We start from the raw sequence: 25,527 nt of genomic DNA, 5'->3' as shown, positions 1-25,527 counted from the left end.
AAAAATTTAAGAATGGCTACGTGGCGTAAAAGGTGTTCGGACGAGGAGTTCCCAAGGTCCGCCAAGATATCTCCATAGGCGAAGGGCCGCTCCATGGGTTTTCACAGGTTCATAGCCTTGTGACAGCTGTTCTAGAAGCTCGCGGGCTTTCTGGGGAGAAACCTTGTTCTGGATGGTCAGATGGGGGCTCCATCGCGCGCGATCCTGTGCCGTACGGCGTTCTGGCGGAACAAGGTCGGCAATTTCTTCCCGGACGCCTTTGATCTCAGGGGACAGGATACGATAAGCCACACCTTGTCCCAGCAGAAATGGCGCCTCGATTGTGACGCAGGGCGCCTGTTGATATCCGGTCAGATGCGTCAGGAGGGTGTCTTCATAGTCTGCAGGCAGGGCGTGGAAAAGCGTGATATGGGCAGGGACGATATTGCGCTCTTTGGGAAAATGACGCTCCCGCATGGACTGCGCCCAGTCCTGCACGGACTTTTCCAGCTCAAGGGTCAGGATCAGGGGCGCGTCCTGTTTTTCGGACAGAAATTGACTCACGCTTTACGCGACCAGCCCGGTGTAGCCGGAGTAAGGGTTTCGAGAAAAGCCGACGCACTCGAGCGATACTCCTGCTGTCTTTCCCTGCTGAAACGGTGCCACATTGTGTACATGTTTTTCATGCGCATGTTGTGAGAAAACCGTGTTTCGTGCCGTGCCAGAAAGTCCCAGTAAAGAGCGTTGAAGGGGCAGGCCTCGGAGCCTGTCTTCTGCCCGACGTCAAATCGGCATTTCCCGCAGTAATCCGACATGCGGTTGATATAGGCGCCTGAACCTACATACGGTTTGGAGGCGATCTTCCCGCCATCAGCAAACTGGCTCATGCCAATGACATTGGAAAGTTCAACCCATTCGAAGGCATCGAAATACACAACCAGAAACCAGTCCGAGACTTCTTGCGGATTTAGACCAGACAGAAGGGCAAAGTTGCCCAGAACCATCAGGCGCTGGATATGGTGAGCGTATGCTTCCCGTTTTGTCTGATCGATACTCTGGGCCAGACAGTTCATGTCTGTCTGGCCCGTCCAGAAAAATTCAGGCAGAGCTCTATGAGCGGCCAGCTCATTCCGGGATGCAAACCGGGGCATGTCGCGCCAGTACATTCCGCGCATATATTCGCGCCAGCCAATGATCTGGCGAATGAAACCTTCGACGGAATTGATGGGGGCGTCGCCCTGCTCATAGGCCTCGGCTGCTGCTGCGCAGACCTCGTGCGGAGTCAGCAACCCCGTGTTGAGACAGAGGGAGAGACTGCTGTGATAAAGATAGTCCTGCCCCGTCATCATGGCGTCCTGGTAGCGCCCGAAGTCGGGAAGGGAGGTGCTTACAAATGCTTCAAGTGCTTTTAGAGCCTGATGCCGTGTGACAGGAAGCGCGAAAGGCTCCAGTTCTCCGAAATGGTCACCGAAGCGATGCTGCACGAGTTTCAGGACATCTGTGGTCGTGTCATCGGGATTGAAACGCTCTGGAGAAGGATAATTCAGGCGGCCGGCAGGTTTTTCGCGGTTGTCATGATCGAAATTCCACTGACCGCCCGCCGGTGTGCCGTCAGCATTCATCAACAGACCCGTTTTCAGGCGCATCTCGTGATAGAAATACTCCATGCGTAGCGTTCTGCGGCCTTTGGCCCAATGCTCGAATTCGTCCCGCGAGCAGATGAACCGGTCATCCTCAAGAATGTCGCAGGGAATGCCAGCTTTTTTACCCCATTCCTGCTGGAGCTGACAGACACGATATTCAGAGCCTGTGACTGCCCGGATACGCGTGGCACGGTGCCTTTTCGCTGCACGCACAACCTCGCCTGTGAAACCGTGCGTATTTTCCGGCTCGTCGAGTGTGACATAATCGACCGTCCAGCCCTTTGCTCGCAGATCATCGGCAAAGTGACGCATGGCAGAAAATATGAATGCTATCTTCTTCTTGTGGTGCCGGACATAGGTCGCTTCGTCCCAGACCTCCATGAGGAGCACCACGGACGTCTTTCGGTCCACGTTCTGCAGACTGGCAAGAGAGGGCGAAAGCTGGTCTCCCAGAACAGGGATCAGCAATGTCACACCCGGGCCTCGACGTTATTGCGTGCTGCCGCGCCAAGAAGAGCAATCAGTGCTGTCGCGACCAGAAGCTGGAACGGCCGCAGGCGTAGAAAGAAACGGGGAAGCCGGTCCTGACGGGCCAGAAAAACGTCTCCACCGAGTGTCAGAAACATTCCGGCTGGCGCAATCCGCCATGCCGTGCGCGAGGGCAGAAGCGCTAGCCCCAACCCTCCGAAATGCATGCTCAGGAAAATCATCGGATCAGACAGACGCGGCCCTTCAGGATTGTAAAAACTTGCCCCACGATGGACGCCAGCAAAAAAACAGAACAGGCCTGCAACCCAGATCCTAGCTAGATGGAAAACGAAAGACCGGATCTTCCCGGAGGTGAGGCGACCACAGAGCAGGAGGACGGCCAGCATCAGAATGGCAAGCCATCCCAGCAGACCGCCTTCGAGAGGTGTACGTTCCGCCTGAGCTTCTTCGCCATGATAGATCCGAGGTGTCATGCTCCGTTGCCTTCGGTCTTCTTGTAAGACGATGATTTTCCGAGACTCCCGCAAAACATGCCGATGACCATTAAGAGGTAGATGAGCGCCATATCCGAACGGGAGAAGACGAGTTCCCAGCCTGGAGTGAAACGTTTTGGAGTGGCTTTATAGTCCACCACACAGGATGCAGGGCCAAGAGCTGCCGTTAAGAGCACTGTGCGCATCACCGTCGGATTGCGACCTAGGGCCTTGTTGTAGAACCAGGCCCAGAAAAATACGGCAGATGTATTGGTTGCGATGCCGGCGAGGGAATGAGAGACATCCAGCTTCCCGATTTTGGCGGCGTCATCACCGTGCAGCCAGTGTGCCGTACAGTTCACGCCCGGTCCATAAGAGCCTGTCCTGATCCGACTGAGGATTAAGGCAGCTGTGGAGGAGGCAAGCGCTCCCCCGAGCGTAATCTTCCAGAGACGTGCAATCATGATCTTCCTGTTTCCCGCGGCCCAGTCAATGTGTCAGTCAACTTGAATGCAAAGTCTGTTCGGCAGGTCACTAACGCGTGACTCCGTCTCCAGATTGTTTCGGGCGGGAAGAATTCACGTTGGAAAATCTGGTGTCATCCTTATAGAAAAGCCCTGATAAAGGCTTCCAGATCGTCTGCTTCTTCTGGGGGTTTGTCGCGTCGAATACGGGCTACACGAGGAAACCGGAGCGCGACGCCGCTTTTGTGCCGCTTGGAATACTGAGCCGCGTCAAAGGCAATTTCCAGAACCAGTCCCTGTGAGACTTCCCTGACAGGGCCGAAACGTTTCATGGTATGATCGCGAACCCATTTGTCCAGAAATTTCAGTTCCTCATCCGTAAAGCCTGAATAGGCTTTGCCGATGGGAACAAGCTCGCGTTTTCCTTCGACTGTACGCCAAAGGCCAAAAGTAAAATCGGAATAAAAGCTGCTTCTTTTGCCGTGACCACGTTGGGCATACATGACGACGGCATCGACAGTCAGAGGCTCGCGTTTCCATTTCCACCAAGGCCCCCGTGGACGACCAGGCACATACGGGCTGTCGGCCTTTTTCAGCATCAGTCCTTCAATACCTTCGCTTCGGGCATTTTCGCGAAGCATGGCCAGATCTTCGAAGTTCCCGAACGGAATGAGGTCTGACAGAACCATACGGGGCGGCTTCAGACGCGCGTACCAGCTTTCCAGTCGCTGCCTCCGCATATCGAAGGGCAGGGACCGAAGGTCTTCGCCATCTTCAAACAGGATATCGTACAGCTGGATGCCGGCTGGCATGTCCCGGAGCATGGAGGTGGTCGGTGATTTCCTGTTCAGGCGCTGCTGGAGATCCGCGAATGGTGCAACGACACCATCCTGGACGACCAGAAGCTCCCCATCCAGAACGACATGGCTTCCCAGATCCTGAAGGATAGCCAGTATGTCCGGAAATGCCTTGCCGATATCCTCCGCTGTGCGGGTGTAAATCCGCTGTCCCTGAGGAGTGGAAACGAGTTGGACCCGGATGCCATCCCATTTCCATTCCGCGCGCCATTCGGCAGGATCAAAAGCGGTCAGATCAACATTTTCCAGAGGTTGGGCAAGCATGGGAGGCCGGAAGACAGGAGCATCTTTTGCATCCGGTTTTGGCCCTTTTCCTTCGACCCAGGCGAAAAGCTCCTTATAGGGTGCCTTAAGGCCATGCCAGACTTCTTCAATGTCATCAGCGGCGACAGAAGCCATCTCGGCAAGAGCCGTTTTTGCCAGACGAGCCGACGCGCCTACCCGGAGTGAGCCGGTAATAAGTTTGAGAAGGGCATAGCGTGAGGTCGTATCGCACGCATCCAGCCACTGTCTGACAACGTCCGGAACATCTGTCCTGGGAAGGCGCTCCAGTGTGTGAACAACCTCTGCCAGCCCGGGTGGAGCCGGAATATCGTGCTCCGTGCGCTCCGGCTTCCAGATCAGTGAAACTGTTTCCGCGAGGTCTCCAACATAATCGTAAGACCAGGCAAACAGTTCGGGATCGGTACGCTCCATGGCCAGCGTCCTGAGCATGGCTGGTTTGGCCGCGGTAAAAGACAGACTTCCCGCCATTGCGGCCAGTGCGTATCCCCGGTCCGGATCCGGGGCCATGGAAAAATACTCCCTGAGGAGCGCGAGCTTCATGTTTCGCGCAGGTGTAAAGGCCAGACGTTCCAGAAGTGTGGCGAACTCGATCATACGCTGGCATCCTGTCCGGCAACTTCCTGTTCAGTAGCTTCCTCATCATCTTCATATCCAATCAGCCGTAGAGCCCGGCCGCGGATCTGCATCCTGCCCAATGCGTGGATCAGAGCGTCTTCACGCCCGTGCGTGACCCAGATTTCCTTCGCACCAGTGGCCTGACACGTCTCCAGCAGAGCGTCCCAGTCGGCATGATCGCTGATGACAACAGGCAATTCGACACCGCGCGCTCTGGCCCTTTGTCGGACATGCATCCATCCGGAGGCCAGGCAGACGACAGGATCTTGCAGGCGACGCGCCCATCGGTCGGCAATTGCGGAAGGGGGCGCCAGAACAATGCCTCCAAGCATTTCGCCTTTTTTGGCGGCAGTTGCGGAACGCAGCTCACCCAGCGGAATCCCAAAATCCTCATACAGACTGCACATCGGCAGAAGCGCCCCATGGAGCCATAGCGGTGCGTGATATCCCCCTCCCCGAAGCAGGGCGATCAGGCGCTGGCACTTGCCGAGCGCATAACAGCCTACGACATGTGTGCGTTCCGGAAACAGGCGTACGTCATGCAGAAGTTTGGCGATCTCGTGAGCGGGATCGGGTAACCGGAAGACAGGAAGACCAAAGGTCGCCTCCGTCACAAACAGATCGCAGGGAACCACCTCAAACGGAACGCATGTCGGGTCGGGCGCGCGCTTGTAATCGCCACTGACGACGGCGCGTTCCCCACGGTACTCCATGACGATCTGCGCACTTCCCAGAACATGTCCGGCAGGCGCGAGCCAGAGCTTTATATCTCCAATGGAGACGACTTCCCCATAAGCCAGTCTTTGCTGAGTCTGGCCCGCCCGGTCTTCGCCCATCCGAAGACGCATGATCGCCAGTGTTTCAGGCGTAGCGGTGACATGCCTGTGGCCGGGTCGGGCATGATCGGAATGGCCGTGAGTGATGACGGCGTGGGCTACTGGCTGAAGAGGGTCAATGTAAAAGGCGCCAGGCACGCAGAAAAGACCTTCCGGTTTCAACTCAAGCCAGTCCACCCGGTTCTCTCCATGTCTTGTCCGGCCAACAGAACCCGCGAAACGCGTGTGCGTTCCTTAACGCCAATGAGCAAACATCTTCCCGAACCTTTTCAGAGCTGGTTTTCGCAACAGGGATGGTCGCCCCGACCTCACCAGTTCGCCATGTTACAGGCGGCAGAAGACAGCGTGTCCGCGCTCCTCATTGCGCCGACGGGTGGAGGAAAAACGCTTGCCGGGTTTCTACCCAGTCTTATCGAACTGGCTGACGGTTCCTGCGAAGGTCTACACACGCTGTATGTCAGTCCCCTGAAGGCGCTTTCGGCCAATATCGCAGAAAGTCTGTCCCGTCCAATCATGGAGATGAGGCTGCCTGTCCGGGTTGAAGTTCGCAGCGGAGACACATCCGGAGCACGCAGGAAAAGGCAGCAGAAAAATCCGCCACATATTTTGCTGACAACGCCGGAAAGTCTGGCGCTCCTGCTCTCGTATCCTGATGCGGCTACATATTTTTCCACGCTCAAAGTTTTGATTATCGACGAGGTACATGCGATGGCAGGTACAAAGCGGGGAGACCAGCTCGTTTTGTGCGCCAGCCGCCTGAGAGTTTTTGCACCCGCGCTACGCATCAATGGTCTTTCTGCAACCGTGGCACATCCTTCTGCCATGGCTGCCTGGGTGTCTCCAACGGGGCAAAGTGCTGACATTCGCCTTGTCAAAGCGGAAGACGGCGTACGACCGGATGTTCATGTACTTTTGCCTGACCAAAGGGGGTATCTTCCCTGGGCTGGTCGCACGGGTCTGGGAAGTGCTACGGCCATTCTGGCAGAAATTGCGCGTGCCAGGTTGACCATTGTGTTCGTCAATAGTCGGGCACAGGCGGAACTGCTGTTTCAGGCACTCTGGAAAGATAATGCCGATAATCTGCCAATCGGGCTTCATCATGGCAGTCTGGACGCAGCACGTCGGTCGCGGGTGGAGGAAGCCATGGCGCGGGGCGACCTGCGGGCGGTCGTGGCGACGTCCTCGCTTGATCTGGGGCTGGACTGGGGTGCAGTGGACCAGATCATTCAGGTCGGGGCACCAAAGCAGATTTCTCGTCTGACCCAGAGGATCGGACGCGCGAACCACCGGATGGACGAACCCTCGCGCGCACTTCTTGCCCCGGCCAACCGGTTCGAAGTTCTGGAATGTGAAGCCGCCAAAGAAGCTGTTTTGCACCACGAACTTGATGGTGAGCCTCCACGTGCAGGAGCCCTTGATGTTCTGGCTCAACATGTGCTGGTCACGGCCTGTAGCGGGCCCTTCTTTCCGGACACTCTATACGCAGAAGTCCGTCAGACCGCTCCTTACAGCCAGCTTTCCCGCGCTGATTTCGATGAAATTATCCGGTTTGTGGAAGATGGCGGCTATGCCTTGCAGGCCTACGAGCGCCATCAGCGCCTTTTCCGAGATTCACTTGGGAAGCTCTGGGTCCGTAATGAGCAGATTATCCGGCAGTGTCGGATGAATATCGGTACCATCGTTGATACCCCGATGCTGCGCGTCAAATCCCGGCGCGGAAAGCCCTATGGAGAAATTGACGAGTATTTCGCTTCGACACTCGTGCCGGGAGATACGTTTCTGCTGGGCGGAGAGCTTCTGGAGTTTCTTGGGCTGCACGATACCACTGTTCAGGCAGCGCGTGGTCGGGGAAAAGACCCACGTGTGCCGGTTTACGGAGGCAACCAGCTTTCCATCTCACCCGGTCTGGCAAGGCATGTACGTGAAATACTGCACACACCATCCGCTTGGGAGGTCTTGCCGAAACCCGTACAGGACTGGCTCTCTTTACAGGCGAGCCGCTCTGAGTTGCCGGGGCCGGAAAACTTTCTGGTCGAGACCTTTCCCCATCGGGGACTGTATTACATCGTGGCGTATCCTTTTGAGGGACGGAATGCACATCAGACGCTGGGGCTGTTGCTGACGAAAAGACTGGAAGAAACAGGAAAAGGTCCTCTGGGCTTTGTCGCGAACGATTATATGGTCGCATGCTGGTGCGTTCATCCTACAGGCGCCATGACGGAGATGTTCAGCAGGGATCTGCTGGGCGGCAATCTGACGGACTGGCTGGCCGAAAGTGCCATGCTTCGCCGGACTTTCAGGGACGTTGCCATTATTGCCGGGCTGGTAGAGCGCAATTATCCGGGACGCGAGAAAAACAGGCGCCAAATGACGATTAGTAGCGATCTGCTTTATGACGTCCTTAGAAAATACGATCCTGATCACATCCTCCTGCGGGCGACACGTCTACAGGCAGAAGAAGGTTTGACCGACCTGGGGCGTTTGTCCGCCATGCTGGATCGAATTCAGGGACATATCGAGCATGTTACCCTGTCCCATGTCTCGCCGCTGGCCGTTCCTGTTCTTCTCGAACAAGGGCGTGAAAAAATTAAAGGAGGAGAAGGGGAAGACTATCTGCTGGCTGAGGCTGACAAGCTGTACGCTCTAGCAGGAAAAGCATGAAATTCCGGGAGATTACCCTCGCAGGTGAGCGAATACATCTTCTCCCCGGTGGTGCCGTTCTTCTGCCTGAAACTGAGACACTCGTTGTCGCTGACCTTCACCTCGGAAAAGGCACATCTGCCCGGACACGTGGGTTGCTGCTACCGCCCGGAGACACGGTTTCCACGCTGGAGAGGGTATTACTGCTAACTGAAACGTATACGCCTCGACTTTTAATAGCCCTTGGGGACAGCTTTCATGACCATTCCGCTGGGAAGCGTCTTCTTGGCGCCGAACGAGCCCTTCTCAATCGTATCAGCCAGAAAGTCGCTCCGTTATGGATTACAGGAAATCATGATGGGGGTCCGGTTCCAGAGGCCGCAGGCGAATGGCTTGAAGAATGCCGGTGTGGCAATCTTCTCCTTCGACATATTCCATCTGCAGTCATTCCTTCCGGCCATGCGGAACTGGCAGGGCATCTTCATCCGAAGATCAGGATACGAAGCAAGGGCCACGTTATGAGCCGCCCATGCTTTATCACAGGAGAAGAACGTCTGATCCTGCCGGCGATGGGGACCTATACCGGAGGTCTGGACATCTCCGCTCCGGCGATCAGCAACCTGTTTGCGCATGGATCTGCAACATATGTCTGGGGCACGAATGACGTTCATCGGGTGGCCTGAAAGATAATCCAAAGTCAGTGATTTCCATCTAAAAGAAAGATTTGTGTTGCCGTTCCGTTCTTCCGCATGAGATGGATCGTTATGCAATCGCGCCCTACGCCATCGGCAGAGTTCATGAATAACGACCAAAACAACTCACAAGAACCTGTACCGAATCAGGGTCCGTCGAGATATCCCTCGACTGGCGAGCTGGCAACATTGAGTGATCGTGAGCCACGTCACTGGGCGCAGACAACAATCAGCGATCCGACGCTCGAAAATAGAAGTAATGTTTTCTTTGCAGCAGTCGAAATGACAAGAATGCCGATGATTCTGGCTGATCCGCGTCTGCCTGACTGTCCGATTGCCTTCGCGAACAACGCATTTCTTGACCTCACGGGATATGAGGCCAGTGAGGTGGTCGGAAGAAACTGCCGTTTTCTGCAGGGTGCGGGTACCGATCCCAATGATGTCCGGCAACTGAGAGACGCTATCACGAATTGCAAACCTATTGCTCTCGAGATCTTGAACTATCGACGGAACGGAACGCCGTTCTGGAACGCGATTTTCATGGGACCGGTGTTCGACGAGCAGGGAGAGCTGATCTATTTTTTTGCAAGCCAATTGGATGTCTCCAAACGCCGTGAAAGCGAGATGGCTTTGCGACAGGGCCAGAAAATGGAGGCGATCGGGCAACTAACGGCGGGCCTTGCACACGATTTCAATAATTTATTGCAGATCCTGAACAATAGCCTGGACCGAATGAAGGACAAGCGCCTTGATCATCAGGCGTTTGACCGCCAGCATATGATCGCGCAGCAAGCCGCAGACAGGGGCGCCAAGCTGACGCGCCAGCTGTTGTCTTTTGCGCGCCGAACCCGGCTTGAGCCAACAGAAGTTAATCTGAGTTCGCTCATCAGTTCTTTCAAGGAATTGATAGAGATGTCTGTTGGAAATCAGATCGATCTCTATCTGAATCTGCGATTGCGTTTGCCAGACGTAAAACTGGACGCCAATTACTTTGAAATGGCGCTTCTGAACGTCATTACCAACGCCCGCGACGCCTCTTCATCTGGAAGCTCCATCACGATTCAAACAAAACTCCTGCATCTTAATGGAGATGCTGAAGCGCGCCGTCTAAAACCAGGAGACTACGTGGTCGTGACAGTTGCCGACGAGGGGCACGGGATGCTTCCTCACGTTGTGCTGCGCGCGACAGAGCCGTTTTTCACAACCAAGCCATCCGGTCAGGGAACGGGCCTGGGGTTGGCGATGGTGCAGGGCTTTGTTCAGCAGTCTGGTGGGCGGCTAGAGGTTGAAAGCGAACACCAGCGTGGCACAAGCATTCATATGATTTTTCCGGTCCATGTCGGGAAAGAGCAGATCGACACGATTAAGAGAAATACAGGCTATAAGGCGCATCCGGTCGACGAAAGTCCGAACGCGCCACATATTCTGGTTGTCGAAGACAATGCTGATATTGCCCAGTATGCAGCGGATGCCCTCATGGAAATCGGGTATCAGGTTACAACTGCTCATGATTCCACTGAAGCACTTGATATTTTCGAGAAAGCTCTTGCGGAACAGAAGCCTTTTAATGCGGTTTTCTCGGACGTCATTATGCCAGGGGGACCAAATGGCTTGGTGCTGGCCGAGAAGATCAGCATACTGTGCGCTCAGACACCTGTTATTCTCACCACTGGCTACAATGACGAGATGTCATTGAATGCCCCGGAAAATAACAACTTTGAGGTATTGGGGAAGCCGTATCAGAGGTCCGAACTGATTGATCGCATCCAGGCCGCTCTGAGTCACGGATCACGTAGTGGGAATGGTCGTAAGACATCTGACTTCGGCCACGTAGAAGAATAGGAAAATCTCTCATTGTAAGATGGCTAATTTACAGAAGCACTTTCTTGTCTTCTGATGCCATAGGACGATAATGTCTTTCCGAAGTATATTGTGTCTATACTATACTCAGTATACTTTAGAAAGGGATATGGGTTTTCTAACCTTGAAATATCCACTGAGTTAGTTTCGAAAACGTTATAGAAATCAGCGCCAACGCTCCTTTTCTTTAGGTGTTTAGTCCCGGGATTTGATGGGTTGGATTGATGATGATCTTTCTGGCTCTGAAGTCCAGATTTTGCAGACGTATTCGTAAGGGATGAGGCCACTGAGGATCTTGGGGCTTCGTCCGTAGTTGTAGTTGAGGTGTGTCCTCAACTGCTCATGGCTGTCGTAATGGAAGCGTTTGACGGTTGCTTCCTTGATTGTCCGGTTCATCCGCTCAACCTGACCGTTCGTCCAGGGATGATTGGGTTTCGTCAGACGATGTTCGATCCCNTTTGATGGGTTGGATTGATGATGATCTTTCTGGCTCTGAAGTCCAGATTTTGCAGACGTATTCGTAAGGGATGAGGCCACTGAGGATCTTGGGGCTTCGTCCGTAGTTGTAGTTGAGGTGTGTCCTCAACTGCTCATGGCTGTCGTAATGGAAGCGTTTGACGGTTGCTTCCTTGATTGTCCGGTTCATCCGCTCAACCTGACCGTTCGTCCAGGGATGATTGGGTTTCGTCAGACGATGTTCGATCCCGTGGGCTTCGCAGATCATGTCAAAGCGCATTGGACGCGACCACGCCGTATTGCGATTACGAGGCTGCTCGGCGAACTGGATGCCGTTATCGGTCAGAATGGTATGAACCCGATAAGGGATCATACTCAGGAGATGTTCGAGGAATTCCCAGGCTGTCTTCCGATCGGCTTTCCCGACGAGTTGTGTGACAGCGAATTTGCTTGTCCGATCGATGGCAACGAAGAGGCACAGCTTGCCTTCAGCGGTCTGGACCTCTGCGATATCGAGATGAAAGAACCCGATCGGGTAGCGTTTGAAGCGCTGGCGTTTGGGCTTGTCTCCCGCGATATCCGGCAGTCGTGAGATCTCGTGGCGCTGAAGGCAGCGGTGCAGGGCCGAGCGTGTCAGATGGGGAATGCTGGCCTGCAGGGCATAAAGGCAGTCATCCAGCGGTAGCAACGTATGCCGACGAAATGCCACTATCATCGCTTCGTCCGTCTCGGACAGGACCGTTGGGCAAGGCTCTTTAGGGCCAGTTTTCTGATCTTCGACAGTCTCACGCTTTCGCCATTTTGCAACTGTTTTCGGGTTGATCCCGAACTCCTCGCTCAGCGTCGCGAGCGAAGCCTGCGATCGCTGTATTGCTGCTCGCACGGCGTGCGGGGTCGTGGCGCTGCCATGACGTATCTGTCCCATAAGGCTTCCTTCCACTCGCGTGAAANAATGCCACTATCATCGCTTCGTCCGTCTCGGACAGGACCGTTGGGCAAGGCTCTTTAGGGCCAGTTTTCTGATCTTCGACAGTCTCACGCTTTCGCCATTTTGCAACTGTTTTCGGGTTGATCCCGAACTCCTCGCTCAGCGTCGCGAGCGAAGCCTGCGATCGCTGTATTGCTGCTCGCACGGCGTGCGGGGTCGTGGCGCTGCCATGACGTATCTGTCCCATAAGGCTTCCTTCCACTCGCGTGAAATTAATACCCCATCAAATCCCGGGACTAAACACCTAGGAAGCCAGCTATGCAGGGTCGTCGCCAATAGGCCTGTAACTAACTATGCCCCCGAAAGAATTCACGTGTTGCTCGACGGCCCACGCCTCGCCGCGCTCTCAGGCCAGAGGCCAGATTCCCGCATCGTCCTGATCCATGGCACAGAGGACGACGTCGTCGCCATCACCTCGATGTCCCTCGCGGAGACTGCGCTGGCAGGAGCAGGCGCTGGCGTCAAGACGCATGTAACCCCGGAGGTCGGTCAGATTGGAGTGTCCGCGTGCGACAGTCTCAAGATCTGCTTGGACACAGCAGAACGGCGAGGTTTGGGACGCGTTGTCAATCGACGCTTCTACGATTGGCGGACGGGAGGTTTCGGCGCAATCGGCCATTGCCAAGCTAACCGTCGAACGACGTTAGGCTCAGGACCCATTGATTTTTGTAGGGAATTTTGATTCAGGCTCTGCAAGGAGACTGAAGATGAGCGACCTGTTTTGGCTGACGGACGATCAGATGGAGCGCCTGCGACCATTCTTTCCCAAGAGCCACGGCAAACCTCGTGTTGATGACCGTCGAGTGTTGAGCGGGATCATTTTTGTGAACCGTAATGGCTTGCGCTGGCGTGATGCGCCCCGGGAATACGGTCCACATAAGACACTGTACAACCGCTGGAAGCGCTGGGGTGCCATGGGGATCTTTTCCCGGATGATGGACGGTCTGGCTGCCGGAAAGGCAGAGCCCCAGACGATTATGATTGATGCGACGTATCTCAAGGCGCACCGCACGGCTTCGAGCCTGCGGCTAAAAAAGGGGATCCAGGGCGACTGATCGGACGGACAAAAGGTGGCATGAACACGAAGCTGCATGCGATCACCGATCAGAACGGACGACCGCTGAGCTTCTTCATGACAGCAGGACAGGTCAGTGATTACACCGGAGCCTCTGCCTTGCTGGACAGCCTGCCCATGGCACAATGGATGCTGGCGGACCGGGGTTATGATGCTGACTGGTTCAGGGATGCCCTGGAGGGAAAAGGGATCAGGCCCTGCATTCCGGGACGGAGATCCCGCGGAAAACCAGTCAAATATGACAAGAGAAGATACAAACGTCGCAACAGCATCGAAATCATGTTCGGTCGCCTCAAGGACTGGCGGCGGGTCGCAACCCGCTATGACAGATGCCCGACCGTCTTCTTCTCAGCCATCTGCCTCGCTGCAACCGTCATGTTCTGGCTATGAGTCCTGAGCCTAGTTGGTCAGAAGCCGTCATGAACTTGAACGCTGCGAATGGCTGCTTCCGGTCAGGCCTGCCCGATAACCGACATTCCGTTTCCCCCAYCCCCGCCATTAGCCAAATGACTACTCAGCAATCATTCAATCCCATTTGCGGCACGCGAGAGTACGCCATCCTGATCTGCGCAGATCTCAGAACCGTGCCTGAATTCTGTGTGCTCGTCGCCCCAGGCCTTTAGAGCCATGATGACGGGTTCAAGGGTTCGGCCACGTGGGGTCAGGCTGTACTCCACCTTTGGCGGAACTTCCGGGTAAACCGTCCGTAAGACAAACTCGTCGCGCTCCAGTTCGCGAAGCTGGGTGGTCAGCATCCTCTGCGTGATGTTGGGCAGGCGCTTGCGGATGGCGTTGAAGCGTAATGTCCCCTGAAGCAGGTGATAGAGGATCACGCCTTTCCATTTCCCGTCGATGAGCTGAAGCGTTGCTTCAACAGCGCAACCGGGGCTGCAATCGAGCGACTGATGGCGAATACGGGTCATAACGGTATCATTTCCGACACTATGGGCGTTAAAAGTGCGTTCTTGTCTGAAAGCAGCATAGTGCTCACTCTTCTCCTCATTCAACAGAGGATCAGACATCATGCGTGCCATCGGTTATCAGACGCCGCTTCCCATCGAAAATCCGGCGTCTCTTCAGGATATTGATCTACCGAAACCTGTTCCTTCAGGTCGGGATCTTCTGGTGGAGGTCAGGGCTGTGTCGGTCAATCCGGTTGATACAAAAGTCCGCCGTAGCGCAACACCGGAGGCGGGTCAGTGGCGTGTTCTGGGCTGGGATGCGGCGGGGGKTGTCGTCGGCACCGGACCGGACGTGACGGATTTCTCTGTCGGCGATGAGGTCTTTTATGCCGGTGCGATCAACCGTCCAGGAACCAACGTCGAGTTTCATCTGGTCGATGAGCGGATCGTCGGAAGCAAACCTCGCTCTCTGAACTGGGCAGAAGCCGCGGCCTTACCGCTGACAGCAATCACCGCCTGGGAGATGCTTTTCGATCGTCTGGACATTCGTCGGTCTGTCCCGGGAACGAAGCCATCCATTCTAATCATCGGAGGCGCAGGTGGGGTCAGTTCCATGGCGATCCAGCTGGCCAAGGTTCTGACTGACATCACGGTCATTGCCACAGCTTCGCGCCCCGAAACGCAGGACTGGGTCACATCTCTCGGGGCAGATTACGTAATCGATCACAGTAAGCCTCTGGCCACACAGGTTGCTGCCCTTCCTACGGGCGCTCCCGGTTTTGTCTTTTCGACGACGCAGACAGATCGGCATCTGGCAGAGATCGTCGAACTTCTTGCCCCTCAGGGACATTTCGGCCTGATTGATGATCCTGCTGAACTCAATGCTGTACCCCTCAAGCGCAAAAGCCTGTCCCTGCACTGGGAGCTGATGTTCACCCGCTCACTGTTCGGAACGGCAGACATCAGCGCACAGGGGAAACTCCTGAACGACGTATCGCGGCTCGTGGATGAAGGTCGTCTTCGCACGACGCTCGGCAAAAATCTCGGGCTCATCACTGCCGCCAATCTGCGGGAGGCTCACGCTCTGATCGAGAGTGGTCAGGCCAAAGGCAAGATTGTGCTCGAAAGTTTTCCTGCCTGAACGGAGACGATCATGACGAAAACAGTCAAAGCGCTTGAGAGGAGCAGACCTCATGAATGACGAAGAGCATCTGATGACCCTGAACCGAACGGGAGGTCGCTTCGATCTCAATAAAATTGCGACGGCGTTTCCCGAAACAGCGGACACAATGCTGCTGGACACCTATCTGACCGACAAGCCGGAAGCCAGTATCCGGGTCTTCCGGATTTATCGGGAGGTGCCGCCGCATTATCATACCCAGTGCGATGAAGTGCTTCATGTCCTCTCCGGGACAGGCACATTCTGGATAGATGATCCCAAGGAAGAGGCACCGTTTGCCCCCGGCCATCTTCTGGTGTTCCCCCGTCGGGCGGTGCATGCCGTACCCCGCATTCTAAGCCATCCAGTTATTTTTCTGGCCATCGACACGCCGCGACGGGCGCCAGACGACGTGGTGTTTGTCGATCCTGCCGACGGTACGCCGTCCGGCTTTATTGCCGGGATCTGAAGGCATGGGAGTCATGAAACAGAATCGGCAGCAGGCTTTCTCTAAAAGAGGCCTTCGCAGGATCGCCATTGCCGTTTGCACGGGTTTCGTTGCGGCCTGCACGTATTCCGTCCCGTCGCATGCCCAGACCATCAGGATCGAAGCGACCACTAAGTCAATGGACTGGAACGCCGTGGCACTTGCTGGTGGTCATGTGTTTGTCGCAGGCCCTCGCTGGACCGGGTTTTCCGGGCCTGCTGTGGGTCTTCTGACGAAGAGCAAAGAGATAGAGCCGTTTCCGGATGCTGACTGGAATGGCTGGAAACCCGAACGGGATGCGACGCATCGGTTTGTCAGCGTCAATGCCCTCCATGTCGCTCCTGACGGCACGCTCTGGGTTGTTGATACGGGAACTCCGTCTTTTGGAGGTGTCCCCGTATCTGGAGGAGCCAAACTGGTCCGCACTGATCCGGCAACAGGTCATGTGCTGCGAATCTATCCTCTGGGCCCAGAGATCGCGCAGGCGGGGAGCTATATCGACGATATCCGTTTCAACGGGATGCATGCCTATCTGACTGATGCGGGCAAGGCAGCGCTGATTGTTCTTGACATCAAAACAGGCCAGGCACGTCGTGTTCTGGACAATGACGCGTCCACACGCGCACGAACCGATCGACCGATTATCATGGACGGACACGTCGTGGAGAGCCACCCGCATCAGCCGCTCCTGGTGAATGTCGATCCGCTTGAAGTGAGTCCGGACGGGAAATGGCTGTATTTCGGGCCGCTTGAAGGGCCGTGGTCTCAAGTTCCGACAGCTCTGCTCGATGATCTCAATGTGTCGTCAACTGATCTGTCTGCGGCTGTTCAGCCGTGGGCAGATTTACCTCCAATCGGGGGCAGCACCATGGACATTGCCGGTAACCTTTACTTTACCAACCTGAAGGATGACGGCGTCTATCGCAGGGACGTTTCCGGGAAGATCACGAGACTGCTCAAGGATTCACGTTTGCACTGGGCTGATGCACCTTGCCTTGCACCGGATGGCCGACTGTGGCTGCCCGTCGCGCAACTGGACCGTCTTTCGATGTTTCATCAGGGGCATTCCCGCAGTCACCAGCCATTTTTGCTGGTATCTATCGATCTTCGATGACCATCAAACGCCATGATAATCGCCTGCGGGAAGTTTTCTCTCGTGCGAAGGTACTCGCGAAGTCGCTGTGCTTTGGCGGATATCGTCACCTGTAATGCCATCGAAGTTTGCCGGGATCTTTTGTCGGAAAGTCAGGGGGAGCAATCCATCGGCGTGTCTGGGCGGTAAGATGCCGCCGCCATGGACGTCAGCTATAATATTCATGAAGCCGTTAGCAGACCTTCGGCTTACCCCCTTAAAGGACATTAAATGTTGCTTCTGGTGCGGGTTGAAAGCTCAGAGATCCATCCAGTTACAGCCCCTGAATCCTTTGCCTCGGGATGCCAATGTTATCACAGCAGCGTCAGCTGTGCGCATGTGAATTTTTCCCTGAGTTTTCCTTCGGGGAGAGATGAAGAGGAAGAGGAAGAATCCTCTACCTTCAGGTCTTTACGTCACCTCCAGGAATTTGCCTGAGCAACGAGTGGGCAACCAGCCTGTCTGTCAGGTGAAAATTGGCATTGACTTGCGTAATCGCATAGGAACAAAACAGAAACATATAGTCTTGAAATTCTGCCAGACAAGGGGCGATGGGCCTGTGCAATGAGTGCTTCTTCCAACACGAAACCAGCGCTGGAGACGTTGCGTGCTGCCATCAGCCGTCTGGAAGGTCATACAAACCGGCGTCGGTCTGTTCTGCCTTTTGGCGTGAAGGAGATTGATAGTCGTCTGCCAGGGGGAGGGCTCGCGTTGGGGGCACTCCATGAAGTGGCCGGTGGCGGCAATGATGCGCTGCATGGTGCGGCAGCCGGACAGTTCGTCGCCGGGATTGCGGCCCGCACACGCGGCAAGGTGTTGTGGATCGTCACTCGCCAGGATGTGTTTGGTCCCGCGCTCAAACAGGCCGGATTGTCCGGCCGCAGGGTCATCTATGTCGAGGCAGCCTCGGAAGCTGACGTTCTGTCATGTTTCGAGGAAGGGCTGCGGCATGGCGGTCTTGGGGCCGTGGTCGCAGACGTGGCGCGTCTGTCGATGACGGCGTCCCGTCGCCTGCAACTGGCGGCCGAAACATCCGGTGCGCTTGGCCTTGCGATCCGGCGCTGGCGCCGTCAGACCGAGGCTGCTGATTTTGGTCAGCCGACGGCGAGCGCCACGCGCTGGCGGGTGTCCGTATTACCCTCGGTTGGGTTGCCGGTGCCGGGAGTGGGCCGACCCCGCTGGTTGCTGGAACTGATCCGAGCCCGTGCGGGCGAATGTGCTGATTTTGAAGTGGAGGCCTGCGATGCCAAAGGGAGGCTCGCCTACAGTCGTTGTCTCGCGGGTGGTCTCGCTTTACCTGCCGCTCTGGCCAACAGACCGGATCAGGAAACGGCTGGGGCACGACGCGCCAGCGCCTGATCTCCCTCTGGCGCTGGTAGGGCGGGAGGGGCGTCGTCGCGTTGTGCTGTCGGTTGATCTGGCGGCCCGCAGGCTGGGTCTGCGTCCTGGCACACCGGTCGCCAAGGCGCAGGCGCTCTATCCGGATCTGGTCCTCATGGATGCCGATCCCGAAGGCGACCGGCAGGGGCTGGAAAAGCTGGCGTTGTGGTTCCAGCACCGGATTTCCCCTCTCGTCGCAACCGATCCGCCGGATGGTCTGGTTCTGAATACCACGGGAGCCGACCATCTTCATGGTGGTGAGTGCACCATGCTCACGGACATGATCCATCGTCTGTCCAGTTCCGGCTTCAGAGCAAAAGTAGCCATAGCCGAAACGTGGGGCGCCGCTCACGCGCTCGCACGTTATGGCCAAGCGTCGCTGACTATCGTGCCGCAGGGGGACGTGGCTTCCGTCCTTTCTGACTTACCCATTGAAGCCCTGCGTCTGCCCCCCAGGAGTATCGAAGGGCTGATAGCGCTAGGGGTGTCGCGGATTGGCGCGCTCGCTGCGATGCCGCGGGCCCCGCTGACGCTACGCTTTGGCCCCGACATAGCCCACAGACTGGATCAGGCCTTCGGTCGCGTGAACGAAGCCATCATCCCTATTCGACCCATTGACCCAGTGCAGGTGATGCGAAACTTTGCCGAGCCGATCGCGGCGGCGGAGACCATCGCCCGCTCTATCGGCAAGCTGGTCCCTCCGCTGTGTGAAAAGCTGGACGAGCGCGGGCAGGGTGTGCGGCATCTTGATATGCTATTGCACCGTGTCGACCGCCGCACCGAAGCTGTCCGCGTTGCCACGGCGACGCCGGTGCGGGACGTCAAGCGCCTGACCCGGCTGCTGTGCGAGAAGATCGAGACCATCGATCCCGGTTTCGGCATTGAGCGTATGGTGCTGATTGCCTCGCTGGCCGAGCCGATGGACCGGCGTCAGACCGTCTCCTCCCTGATCGAAGAGGAAGAAAGCGATGTTTCCGACCTGATCGACACGCTGGCCAATCGGGTCGGCACCCATGCGCTTTACCGGTTTGCCGCAGTGGAAAGCGATCTCCCCGAAAGGTCTTTCTGCCGCGTGCCAGCTCTTGCCCCGGAAGAGGCAAAGAATTGGCCCGATCACTGGCCACGTCCGACACGTCTGCTGCCGCGTCCCGAACCGGTGCAGGCCATGGCGGAGCTGCCCGACCAGCCGCCGCTGTTCTTCATCTGGCGTGGCGTACGGCGCAAGGTGAAATGCGCGGATGGCCCGGAACGGGTTTTCGGGGAATGGTGGAAGGATGACACCGAACTGACCATCGCCCGGGATTATTTCCGGGTGGAGGACACGAGCGGAGAGCGGTTCTGGCTCTACCGCGCGGGGGATGGTGAGCATGGCGAGACCGGATCGCAGGCCTGGTTTCTGCATGGCATTTTCGGGTGACGTCCTCAGTACCTCCTTATGCCGAGTTGCAGGTCACAACGTATTTCTCGTTCCTGCGCGGGGCCTCATCGCCCATCGAGTTGTTCGAGGAGGCGAAAGCGCTTGGGATTGAGGCGCTCGGGATCTGTGACCGCAATTCTCTGGCTGGCATGGTGCAGGCCCATGTTGCGGCGAAAGTGGCCGGAATCCGGCTGGTCGTCGGCTGTCGTCTCGACTTTGTTGATTTCCCGTCGATGTTGGCCTATCCGACCGACCGCGCTGCTTATGGACGGTTGTGCCGCCTGCTGACCATTGGCAAGGCCCGCGCCGGGAAGGGCAAGTGCCATCTGGTCTGGGAGGATCTGGTTCACTGGGGTGAGGGGCTGCTTGTCATCCTGATTCCGGATGTGGCCGATGACGCATGCGCCCTGCATCTGCGCAAGCTGAAAGGCGTCTTTGCCGACCGCGCCTTTATGGCGCTGACGCTGCTCCGGCGTCCCAATGACCAGATGCGGATTTATGAACTGGCGAACCTGGCGCATCAGGCAAGAGTGCCGACGGTCGTAACCAATGACGTGCTGTTTCATACCTATGACCGGCGCATCCTGCAGGATGTCGTCACCTGTATCCGGCACAACACCACCATCGACGACGCCGGGTTTGCCCGTGAACGCCATGCGGATCGCTACCTGAAACCGCCTGAAGAAATGGCCCGGCTGTTCAGCCGATATCCGGAAGCTGTTGCGCGGTCCGTCGCTATCATGGAACGCTGCAGGTTCAGCCTTGATGATCTGGCCTATCAGTATCCGGATGAAGTCTCTGTTCCGGGCCAGACGCCACAGCAGGCCCTTGAAGCTCTGACCTGGGAAGGGGCGGACAGTTTCTATCCCGCGGGAATCCCTGACGAGGTTCGCAGGAGCCTTCAGTATGAACTCGCCCTGATCGCACGCATGGATTACGCACCCTACTTTCTGACGGTGCACAGCATCGTCCGTTACGCCCGTTCCCGGGGTATTTTATGTCAGGGTCGGGGTTCGGCCGCCAATAGTGCCGTTTGCTACGTGCTGGGTGTCACGGCCATCGATCCGGCCCGGAACAATCTACTGTTCGAGCGTTTCATCAGCGAGGAGCGACGCGAGCCGCCGGATATCGACGTAGACTTCGAGCATGCACGCCGGGAGGAGGTGCTCCAGTGGGTCTACAGTCATTATGGCCGGGACCGCGCAGCCCTGACGGCCGTCGTGACGCGTTATCGCGCCAAGGGTGCATTGCGGGATGTCGGCAAGGTCATGGGATTGCCTGAAGATCTGATCCGCACGCTCTCCGGGCAGATCTGGGGCTGGGGGCGAAAGCTGGAAACAGACACGCTGACGGAAACCGGCATCGATCTCTCCGATCGACGTGTCCGTCTGACCCTGGATCTGGCCCGCTGCCTGATGGGCGTGCCACGCCATCTTTCCCAGCATCCCGGCGGCTTCGTGCTGACTCATGACCGGCTGGATGAACTGGTCCCGGTGGAGCCCGCGTCCATGGAGAACCGGCAGATCATCGAATGGGACAAGGATGATATCGATGTCCTGAAATTCATGAAGGTCGACTGTCTGGCGCTGGGGATGCTGACCTGTATGAAGAAAGGGCTCGACCTTCTGGCCGAACACAAAGGTCAGCATTTCACGCTTGCGACCATTCCGGCCGAGGATGCGCGCACATATGCGATGATCCGCAAAGCCGATACAATCGGGGTGTTTCAGATCGAAAGCCGGGCGCAGATGTCCATGCTTCCGCGCCTCAAACCTCGTGTTTTCTATGATCTCGTCATTGAAGTTGCGATCGTGCGGCCTGGTCCCATTCAAGGGGATATGGTCCATCCTTACCTGAGACGGCGCGAGGGGCTTGAACCGGAGGAGTATCCGACACCTGAACTGGGGAAGGTGCTGAAAAAGACCCTTGGCATCCCGCTGTTTCAAGAGCAGGCGATGCAGGTCGCGATGGTCTGTGCGGGATTTTCAGCCAGCGAGGCGGATCAGCTTCGCCGCGCCATGGCGACGTTCAAGAATACTGGCACGGTCTCCCAGTTTCAGACCCGGTTGGTTGAGGGCATGAAGGAGAAAGGTTACCCGGAAGAGTTTGCCGAACGGATTTACCAGCAGCTTGAGGGCTTTGGGTCTTACGGCTTCCCGGAGAGTCATGCGGCAAGTTTCGCAATTCTCGCCTATTCCTCGTCCTGGATGAAATGCAGACATCCCGATGTGTTTCTGGCGTCTCTGCTCAATTCCCAGCCGATGGGGTTTTATGCACCGGCCCAGCTTGTGCGGGACGCGCGCGAGCATGGCGTTGAGATCAGACCAATCTGTATCAACGCGTCACGATGGGACAGTACGCTCGAGGGGCCAGAGACAGGAGAGGGCAGATTTGCGGTCCGGCTGGGCATGAGCCTGGTGAAGGGACTTGCCAACGATGAGGCCGCACGGATCGTTATCGCGCGAGGTACAAAACCGTTCATATCGGTAGACGATCTGTGGCGTCGGGCAGGGGTGAAGGCAGCCTCGTTGACTCATCTTGCGGAAGCGGATGCTTTCCGGCCAGCTCTCGGACTTGCACGACGTGAAGCTCTTTGGGCTATCAGAGCCCTGCGTGACGAACCCTTGCCGCTGTTTGCCGCGGCCATGGTGGAACGCGAGGCAGAGGAACCCGATGTGTTGCTCCGGCCCATGCAGGAAGGGGCCGAAGTGACACGCGATTACAACCGGACCGGCCTGACCCTGCGGGACCATCCACTCGCCTTCCTGCGCAGCGATTTGTCCGAACAGGGCATTGTATCCTGCCGACAGGCGCTGGACGCAAAGGATGGACGCAGACTGACTTCGGCAGGGCTTGTGCTGGTTCGGCAGCGTCCGGGCTCCGCTGACGGTGTGGTGTTCCTTACTCTGGAAGATGAAACCGCCGCGCTGAATGTCATTGTCTGGCCAGACATGTTCGAGAAATACCGGCGCGTGGTGCTGTCCAGCCAGATGCTGGGCGTAAAGGGCAGTCTTCAGAAAGAAGGCGAGGTCGTGCATCTCGTCGCCCGCGAGTTCATCGATTGTTCCGCGCTTCTGGCCGATGTCGGAAACCGTTCTCTGCGCAGTGTTGGCAGAGAACGGCAGGAAACACAGTCCGAAAAGATCATCGTGACATCACGAAATTTCCATTGACTGATACAGACATGTGACAACTCCCGGATGCCCTGAAAATAGGGCTTGTTCTTCCATGTTGCGATCAACAGTGAGGCGATTTGTTTAAGGTTCTCATCCGGCCTGATGCAGGGAGCGTGCAGGAGACAGTGTCGCGATACGTCGGGTCTGGGTGATGATTGTCAGAACGGCGATAGAAAGCGCGACTGTCGTGACTGCGAGGAACGGCATCGGCGTGAGGCTGATCCGGTCGTTGAATGACGATAGCCAGATCCGCATCAGCACCCAGGCTGTAGGCCAAGCAACAAAACTTGCAAAAACAACCGGCCGGAGAAACTGGATGAGCAGAAGCCAAAGGACATCCTGGGTTCGGGCCCCAAGAACCTTGCGGATCCCAATCTCCTGTCTGCGGCGCGAGACGTTAAAGGCGGAAAGTCCGTAGAGCCCGAGACACGCGATGCCAATGGCTACCGCAGAACCGATACCAAACAGGGCACCGTGACTTTCATCCCGCCGATAATCGTCCGCAAAGATGTCGGATGCGGTTTGCGCTGAGAAAGCCACATCGGGCGCAACTTCAGCCCATGCCCTGGCAAGGCGGCCCATTTCAATCTGAGTGGATGTTCCACTGTAGCGGACCAAGCCGCCAATATAGGAAAACGAGCCGGATGCGCCCATAAAAAGTAATGGCCTCAGGGGAGCATTCGCCGAGCGGACCCGGATATCATCAATGACTCCGACGACATGGTAAGTCTGAGGGGCACCGCTTTCCTGAACATCTTTTCCAACAGCATCCTGGGGCGAGGAAAATCCAAAGCGCTCAGCCGCAAGGCGCGTCAGAATGACGCTGGTGCCATTTCCCGCTACACGTGGATCGACCGGGTAGTCCTGCCCATGATGGCTATCGAAAAAACGCCCTGCAAGCAGGTGTGCACCGATCGCGTCGAAGTACCCGTCGGTCGCACGCCCCCAGTTCATCGCGTGCTTTTCGGGATGCCCTGCAAGCAGCCAATCGTCGTTATTGAGGGCGTTGTGAGGGTAAATATCCGAGCGTGTCGCAATATGCACACCCGGAACCTGTGCCAGCCGCGTTATGATGTCGCTTTGTCGACTGACGAGGGAGGCATCATTCAGCGATGGAATGACGATGAGGCCATCCTGCTTCATGCCGCGATCCAGCATTCTGATGTGACGTGCCTGGAGTCCCATGACGAGGCTGCAAATCGCAAGCGTCATGGCAAAGCTGAACTGGAGTACGACCAGAAGAGCGCGCAGTCTGCTTTCAATCCGACCGCCAGCCGGTGTCTTGCTCGCTGCCAGTACGGCAGCCGGACGAAAACCGGAGATAATCAGCGCAGGATAAAAACCTGCAAGTGTGCCGGCCCCCAGAACGACGAGCGCGTTAACGGACAGTACAAATACCCAGTCCATCGAGAGGGCCCAACCACCCCACAGATTGACCCAGTGCAGCGCCAGCTCCGTAAACACTGATCCGAGAACAGCGGCCATCATGACCATCACGTAGGCTTCGGTCATGAACTGCGCAATCAGGCGCAGCCGCGTTGCTCCCAGCACTTTTCGGACAGCGACTTCGCGGGCCCGCAGGGCAGAGCGTGCCGTAGCCAGATTAACATAATTAATGATGGCTGTTGCCAGAGCAGCCAGTCCGATCAGACCAAGGATACGCACAAGAGCACGGCTGTTTCCACCTTCTCCAATGGCAGCCGCGTGGAAATGGAGGTCTTGCAGTGGCACCAGTTCCAGTCCTCCGCCACCGAATATTTCCTGAAGCAGATCCTTCGTCCAGTTGCCAGGATGCTGGTAGGGATAATGCGCCAATCCAGCTTGGATGCGCGGAATAGCACGTGGATCGTCGACCCGAACCCAGAGTGTTCCCCACATAGACCCCCAGTTTGTGAAAGCATATTTTGAGAGCCAACTTGTCGGAATGACCTCGATCAGATCGAACCCCATCGTCTGGCTCGGAGGCTGCGGCGCCAGAATGCCGCTTACGATCGCTTCCGTCTGACCATTATCGATCCGCAGGCGCTTTCCCAAAGCCTGTTCGGTCCCGAAATACTTACGAGCCATATCCGTCGAAATCACGACCTTCCCCGGACCGTCCAGCGCGGTAGAGCTATCTCCGGCGAGGAGGGGCAATTTGAAGACGGAAAAGAAAGCGGGGTCCGTCAGCGTTACTTTTTCCTGGGACAGAGTCAGCCCCGCCCGAACAACCAGCGGTTCTTGCAGCATCCGTATGGCTGCTCCAATTTCGGGAAAATCCTGCTTAAGGAATGGGAAAGGAACAAAACTGACGTCATCGCTTTCGGACGGCGCATGACCCGTAGGTCGAAATACTTCATTCAGAACATAAAGGTGGGATATGTTAGGAACGCTGGCGTCGTAGCTGTTTTCGTAACGCACGATCAGTGCCATCGTAAGAAACACGGCAATGCCGAGTGCGAGGCCCGCCAGATTGAGAAATGTATAGCGTTTCTGACCGGCAAGAGTACGCCAGCTGGCTCTGAGAGTATCGGCGAACATAA

Annotated in this window: 19 protein-coding genes and 3 pseudogenes; 10 read left to right on the top strand and 12 right to left on the bottom strand. The window is 56.6% G+C overall.

What is annotated here, in order from left to right; genetic code table 11:
• Positions 1 to 6: 6 nt before the first annotated feature.
• The 6 genes from KP702_RS08360 to KP702_RS08335 form a co-directional block, all read right to left on the bottom strand.
• Positions 7 to 543 (bottom strand): 2'-5' RNA ligase family protein, encoded by a 537-nt coding sequence (locus KP702_RS08360; protein ID WP_215768767.1) that lies wholly within the window; start codon positions 541 to 543, stop codon positions 7 to 9.
• On the bottom strand, positions 540 to 2,096 hold the full coding sequence (locus KP702_RS08355) for a cryptochrome/photolyase family protein (protein ID WP_215768766.1): 1,557 nt from the start codon (positions 2,094 to 2,096) through the stop codon (positions 540 to 542). Before KP702_RS08355 ends, KP702_RS08360 begins: the two co-directional genes overlap by 4 nt.
• On the bottom strand, positions 2,093 to 2,584 hold the full coding sequence (locus KP702_RS08350; RefSeq protein WP_023942426.1) for a hypothetical protein: 492 nt from the start codon (positions 2,582 to 2,584) through the stop codon (positions 2,093 to 2,095). The genes KP702_RS08355 and KP702_RS08350 overlap by 4 nt, the downstream gene beginning before the upstream one ends.
• Positions 2,581 to 3,048 (bottom strand): hypothetical protein, encoded by a 468-nt coding sequence (locus KP702_RS08345; protein WP_252348609.1) that lies wholly within the window; start codon positions 3,046 to 3,048, stop codon positions 2,581 to 2,583. Before KP702_RS08345 ends, KP702_RS08350 begins: the two co-directional genes overlap by 4 nt.
• A 140-nt stretch (positions 3,049 to 3,188) precedes the next feature.
• Complete coding sequence (locus KP702_RS08340; RefSeq protein WP_215768765.1) at positions 3,189 to 4,784, bottom strand: cisplatin damage response ATP-dependent DNA ligase; 1,596 nt, start codon at positions 4,782 to 4,784, stop codon at positions 3,189 to 3,191.
• The gene (locus KP702_RS08335; protein ID WP_215768764.1) at positions 4,781 to 5,818 is read right to left on the bottom strand and encodes a ligase-associated DNA damage response exonuclease; all 1,038 of its coding nucleotides are present in this window, start codon (positions 5,816 to 5,818) and stop codon (positions 4,781 to 4,783) included. Before KP702_RS08335 ends, KP702_RS08340 begins: the two co-directional genes overlap by 4 nt.
• A gap of 12 nt (positions 5,819 to 5,830) precedes the next feature.
• On the opposite strand from KP702_RS08335, the gene KP702_RS08330 reads away from it, so the two are divergent.
• From KP702_RS08330 to KP702_RS08320, 3 genes are all read left to right on the top strand, one after another.
• Positions 5,831 to 8,302, top strand: coding sequence for a ligase-associated DNA damage response DEXH box helicase (locus KP702_RS08330; RefSeq protein WP_373687836.1), 2,472 nt, complete (start codon positions 5,831 to 5,833; stop codon positions 8,300 to 8,302).
• A complete protein-coding gene (gene pdeM, locus KP702_RS08325) occupies positions 8,299 to 8,964 on the top strand; it encodes a ligase-associated DNA damage response endonuclease PdeM (RefSeq protein WP_215768763.1) in 666 nt (221 codons plus the stop codon). The genes KP702_RS08330 and pdeM overlap by 4 nt, the downstream gene beginning before the upstream one ends.
• A gap of 198 nt (positions 8,965 to 9,162) precedes the next feature.
• On the top strand, positions 9,163 to 10,815 hold the full coding sequence (locus KP702_RS08320; protein WP_252348608.1) for a PAS domain-containing protein: 1,653 nt from the start codon (positions 9,163 to 9,165) through the stop codon (positions 10,813 to 10,815).
• 205 nt (positions 10,816 to 11,020) lie between these two features.
• Here KP702_RS08320 and KP702_RS08315 read toward each other — a convergent pair.
• From KP702_RS08315 to KP702_RS08300, 4 genes and pseudogenes are all read right to left on the bottom strand, one after another.
• Positions 11,021 to 11,286 (bottom strand): annotated as a pseudogene (locus tag KP702_RS08315) (integrase core domain-containing protein); the annotation flags it as partial.
• Positions 11,271 to 12,214 (bottom strand): annotated as a pseudogene (locus KP702_RS08310) (IS481 family transposase). The pseudogenes KP702_RS08315 and KP702_RS08310, both read right to left, overlap by 16 nt.
• Before the next feature lie 28 nt (positions 12,215 to 12,242).
• A pseudogene (locus KP702_RS08305) lies at positions 12,243 to 12,464 on the bottom strand (IS481 family transposase); the annotation flags it as partial.
• 159 nt (positions 12,465 to 12,623) lie between these two features.
• Positions 12,624 to 12,896: a hypothetical protein gene (locus KP702_RS08300; RefSeq protein WP_034880321.1), complete on the bottom strand. Its 273-nt coding sequence runs from the start codon at positions 12,894 to 12,896 to the stop codon at positions 12,624 to 12,626.
• A gap of 88 nt (positions 12,897 to 12,984) precedes the next feature.
• On the opposite strand from KP702_RS08300, the gene KP702_RS08295 reads away from it, so the two are divergent.
• Positions 12,985 to 13,742, top strand: a protein-coding gene (locus tag KP702_RS08295) for an IS5 family transposase (RefSeq protein ID WP_100225173.1) whose coding sequence is annotated in 2 segments (ribosomal slippage) — positions 12,985 to 13,306 and positions 13,306 to 13,742 — 759 coding nt in all. Because the reading frame shifts where the segments join, the coding sequence is not laid out codon by codon here.
• 131 nt (positions 13,743 to 13,873) lie between these two features.
• Here the strand turns inward: KP702_RS08295 and KP702_RS08290 are convergent.
• Positions 13,874 to 14,275: a helix-turn-helix domain-containing protein gene (locus tag KP702_RS08290; protein ID WP_215768762.1), complete on the bottom strand. Its 402-nt coding sequence runs from the start codon at positions 14,273 to 14,275 to the stop codon at positions 13,874 to 13,876.
• A gap of 100 nt (positions 14,276 to 14,375) precedes the next feature.
• Between KP702_RS08290 and KP702_RS08285 the strand changes: the two genes are divergently transcribed.
• The 6 genes from KP702_RS08285 (at position 14,376) to KP702_RS08260 (ending at position 23,002) form a co-directional block, all read left to right on the top strand.
• On the top strand, positions 14,376 to 15,395 hold the full coding sequence (locus KP702_RS08285; RefSeq protein WP_215768761.1) for a zinc-binding alcohol dehydrogenase family protein: 1,020 nt from the start codon (positions 14,376 to 14,378) through the stop codon (positions 15,393 to 15,395).
• A 52-nt stretch (positions 15,396 to 15,447) separates the two neighbouring features.
• The gene (locus KP702_RS08280) at positions 15,448 to 15,882 is read left to right on the top strand and encodes a cupin domain-containing protein (RefSeq protein ID WP_215768760.1); all 435 of its coding nucleotides are present in this window, start codon (positions 15,448 to 15,450) and stop codon (positions 15,880 to 15,882) included.
• Positions 15,883 to 15,895: 13 nt separating this feature from the next.
• Positions 15,896 to 17,014: a major royal jelly family protein gene (locus tag KP702_RS08275; protein WP_252348606.1), complete on the top strand. Its 1,119-nt coding sequence runs from the start codon at positions 15,896 to 15,898 to the stop codon at positions 17,012 to 17,014.
• A 582-nt stretch (positions 17,015 to 17,596) separates the two neighbouring features.
• Complete coding sequence (locus KP702_RS08270; RefSeq protein ID WP_215768758.1) at positions 17,597 to 18,391, top strand: ImuA family protein; 795 nt, start codon at positions 17,597 to 17,599, stop codon at positions 18,389 to 18,391.
• The gene (locus KP702_RS08265; RefSeq protein ID WP_252348605.1) at positions 18,276 to 19,829 is read left to right on the top strand and encodes a DNA polymerase Y family protein; all 1,554 of its coding nucleotides are present in this window, start codon (positions 18,276 to 18,278) and stop codon (positions 19,827 to 19,829) included. The genes KP702_RS08270 and KP702_RS08265 overlap by 116 nt, the downstream gene beginning before the upstream one ends.
• Entirely contained in the window at positions 19,826 to 23,002 is a 3,177-nt protein-coding gene (locus tag KP702_RS08260) for an error-prone DNA polymerase (RefSeq protein ID WP_215768757.1), read from the top strand. The genes KP702_RS08265 and KP702_RS08260 overlap by 4 nt, the downstream gene beginning before the upstream one ends.
• A 93-nt stretch (positions 23,003 to 23,095) precedes the next feature.
• Here KP702_RS08260 and KP702_RS08255 read toward each other — a convergent pair whose 3' ends face one another.
• Positions 23,096 to 25,525: an ABC transporter permease gene (locus tag KP702_RS08255; protein ID WP_202207512.1), complete on the bottom strand. Its 2,430-nt coding sequence runs from the start codon at positions 25,523 to 25,525 to the stop codon at positions 23,096 to 23,098.
• Positions 25,526 to 25,527 lie beyond the last annotated feature (2 nt).

This window comes from Gluconobacter sp. P5B12, from assembly GCF_018812035.1.
Lineage (GTDB): Bacteria > Pseudomonadota > Alphaproteobacteria > Acetobacterales > Acetobacteraceae > Gluconobacter.
This window is presented reverse-complemented; position numbering and strand designations above follow the sequence as displayed.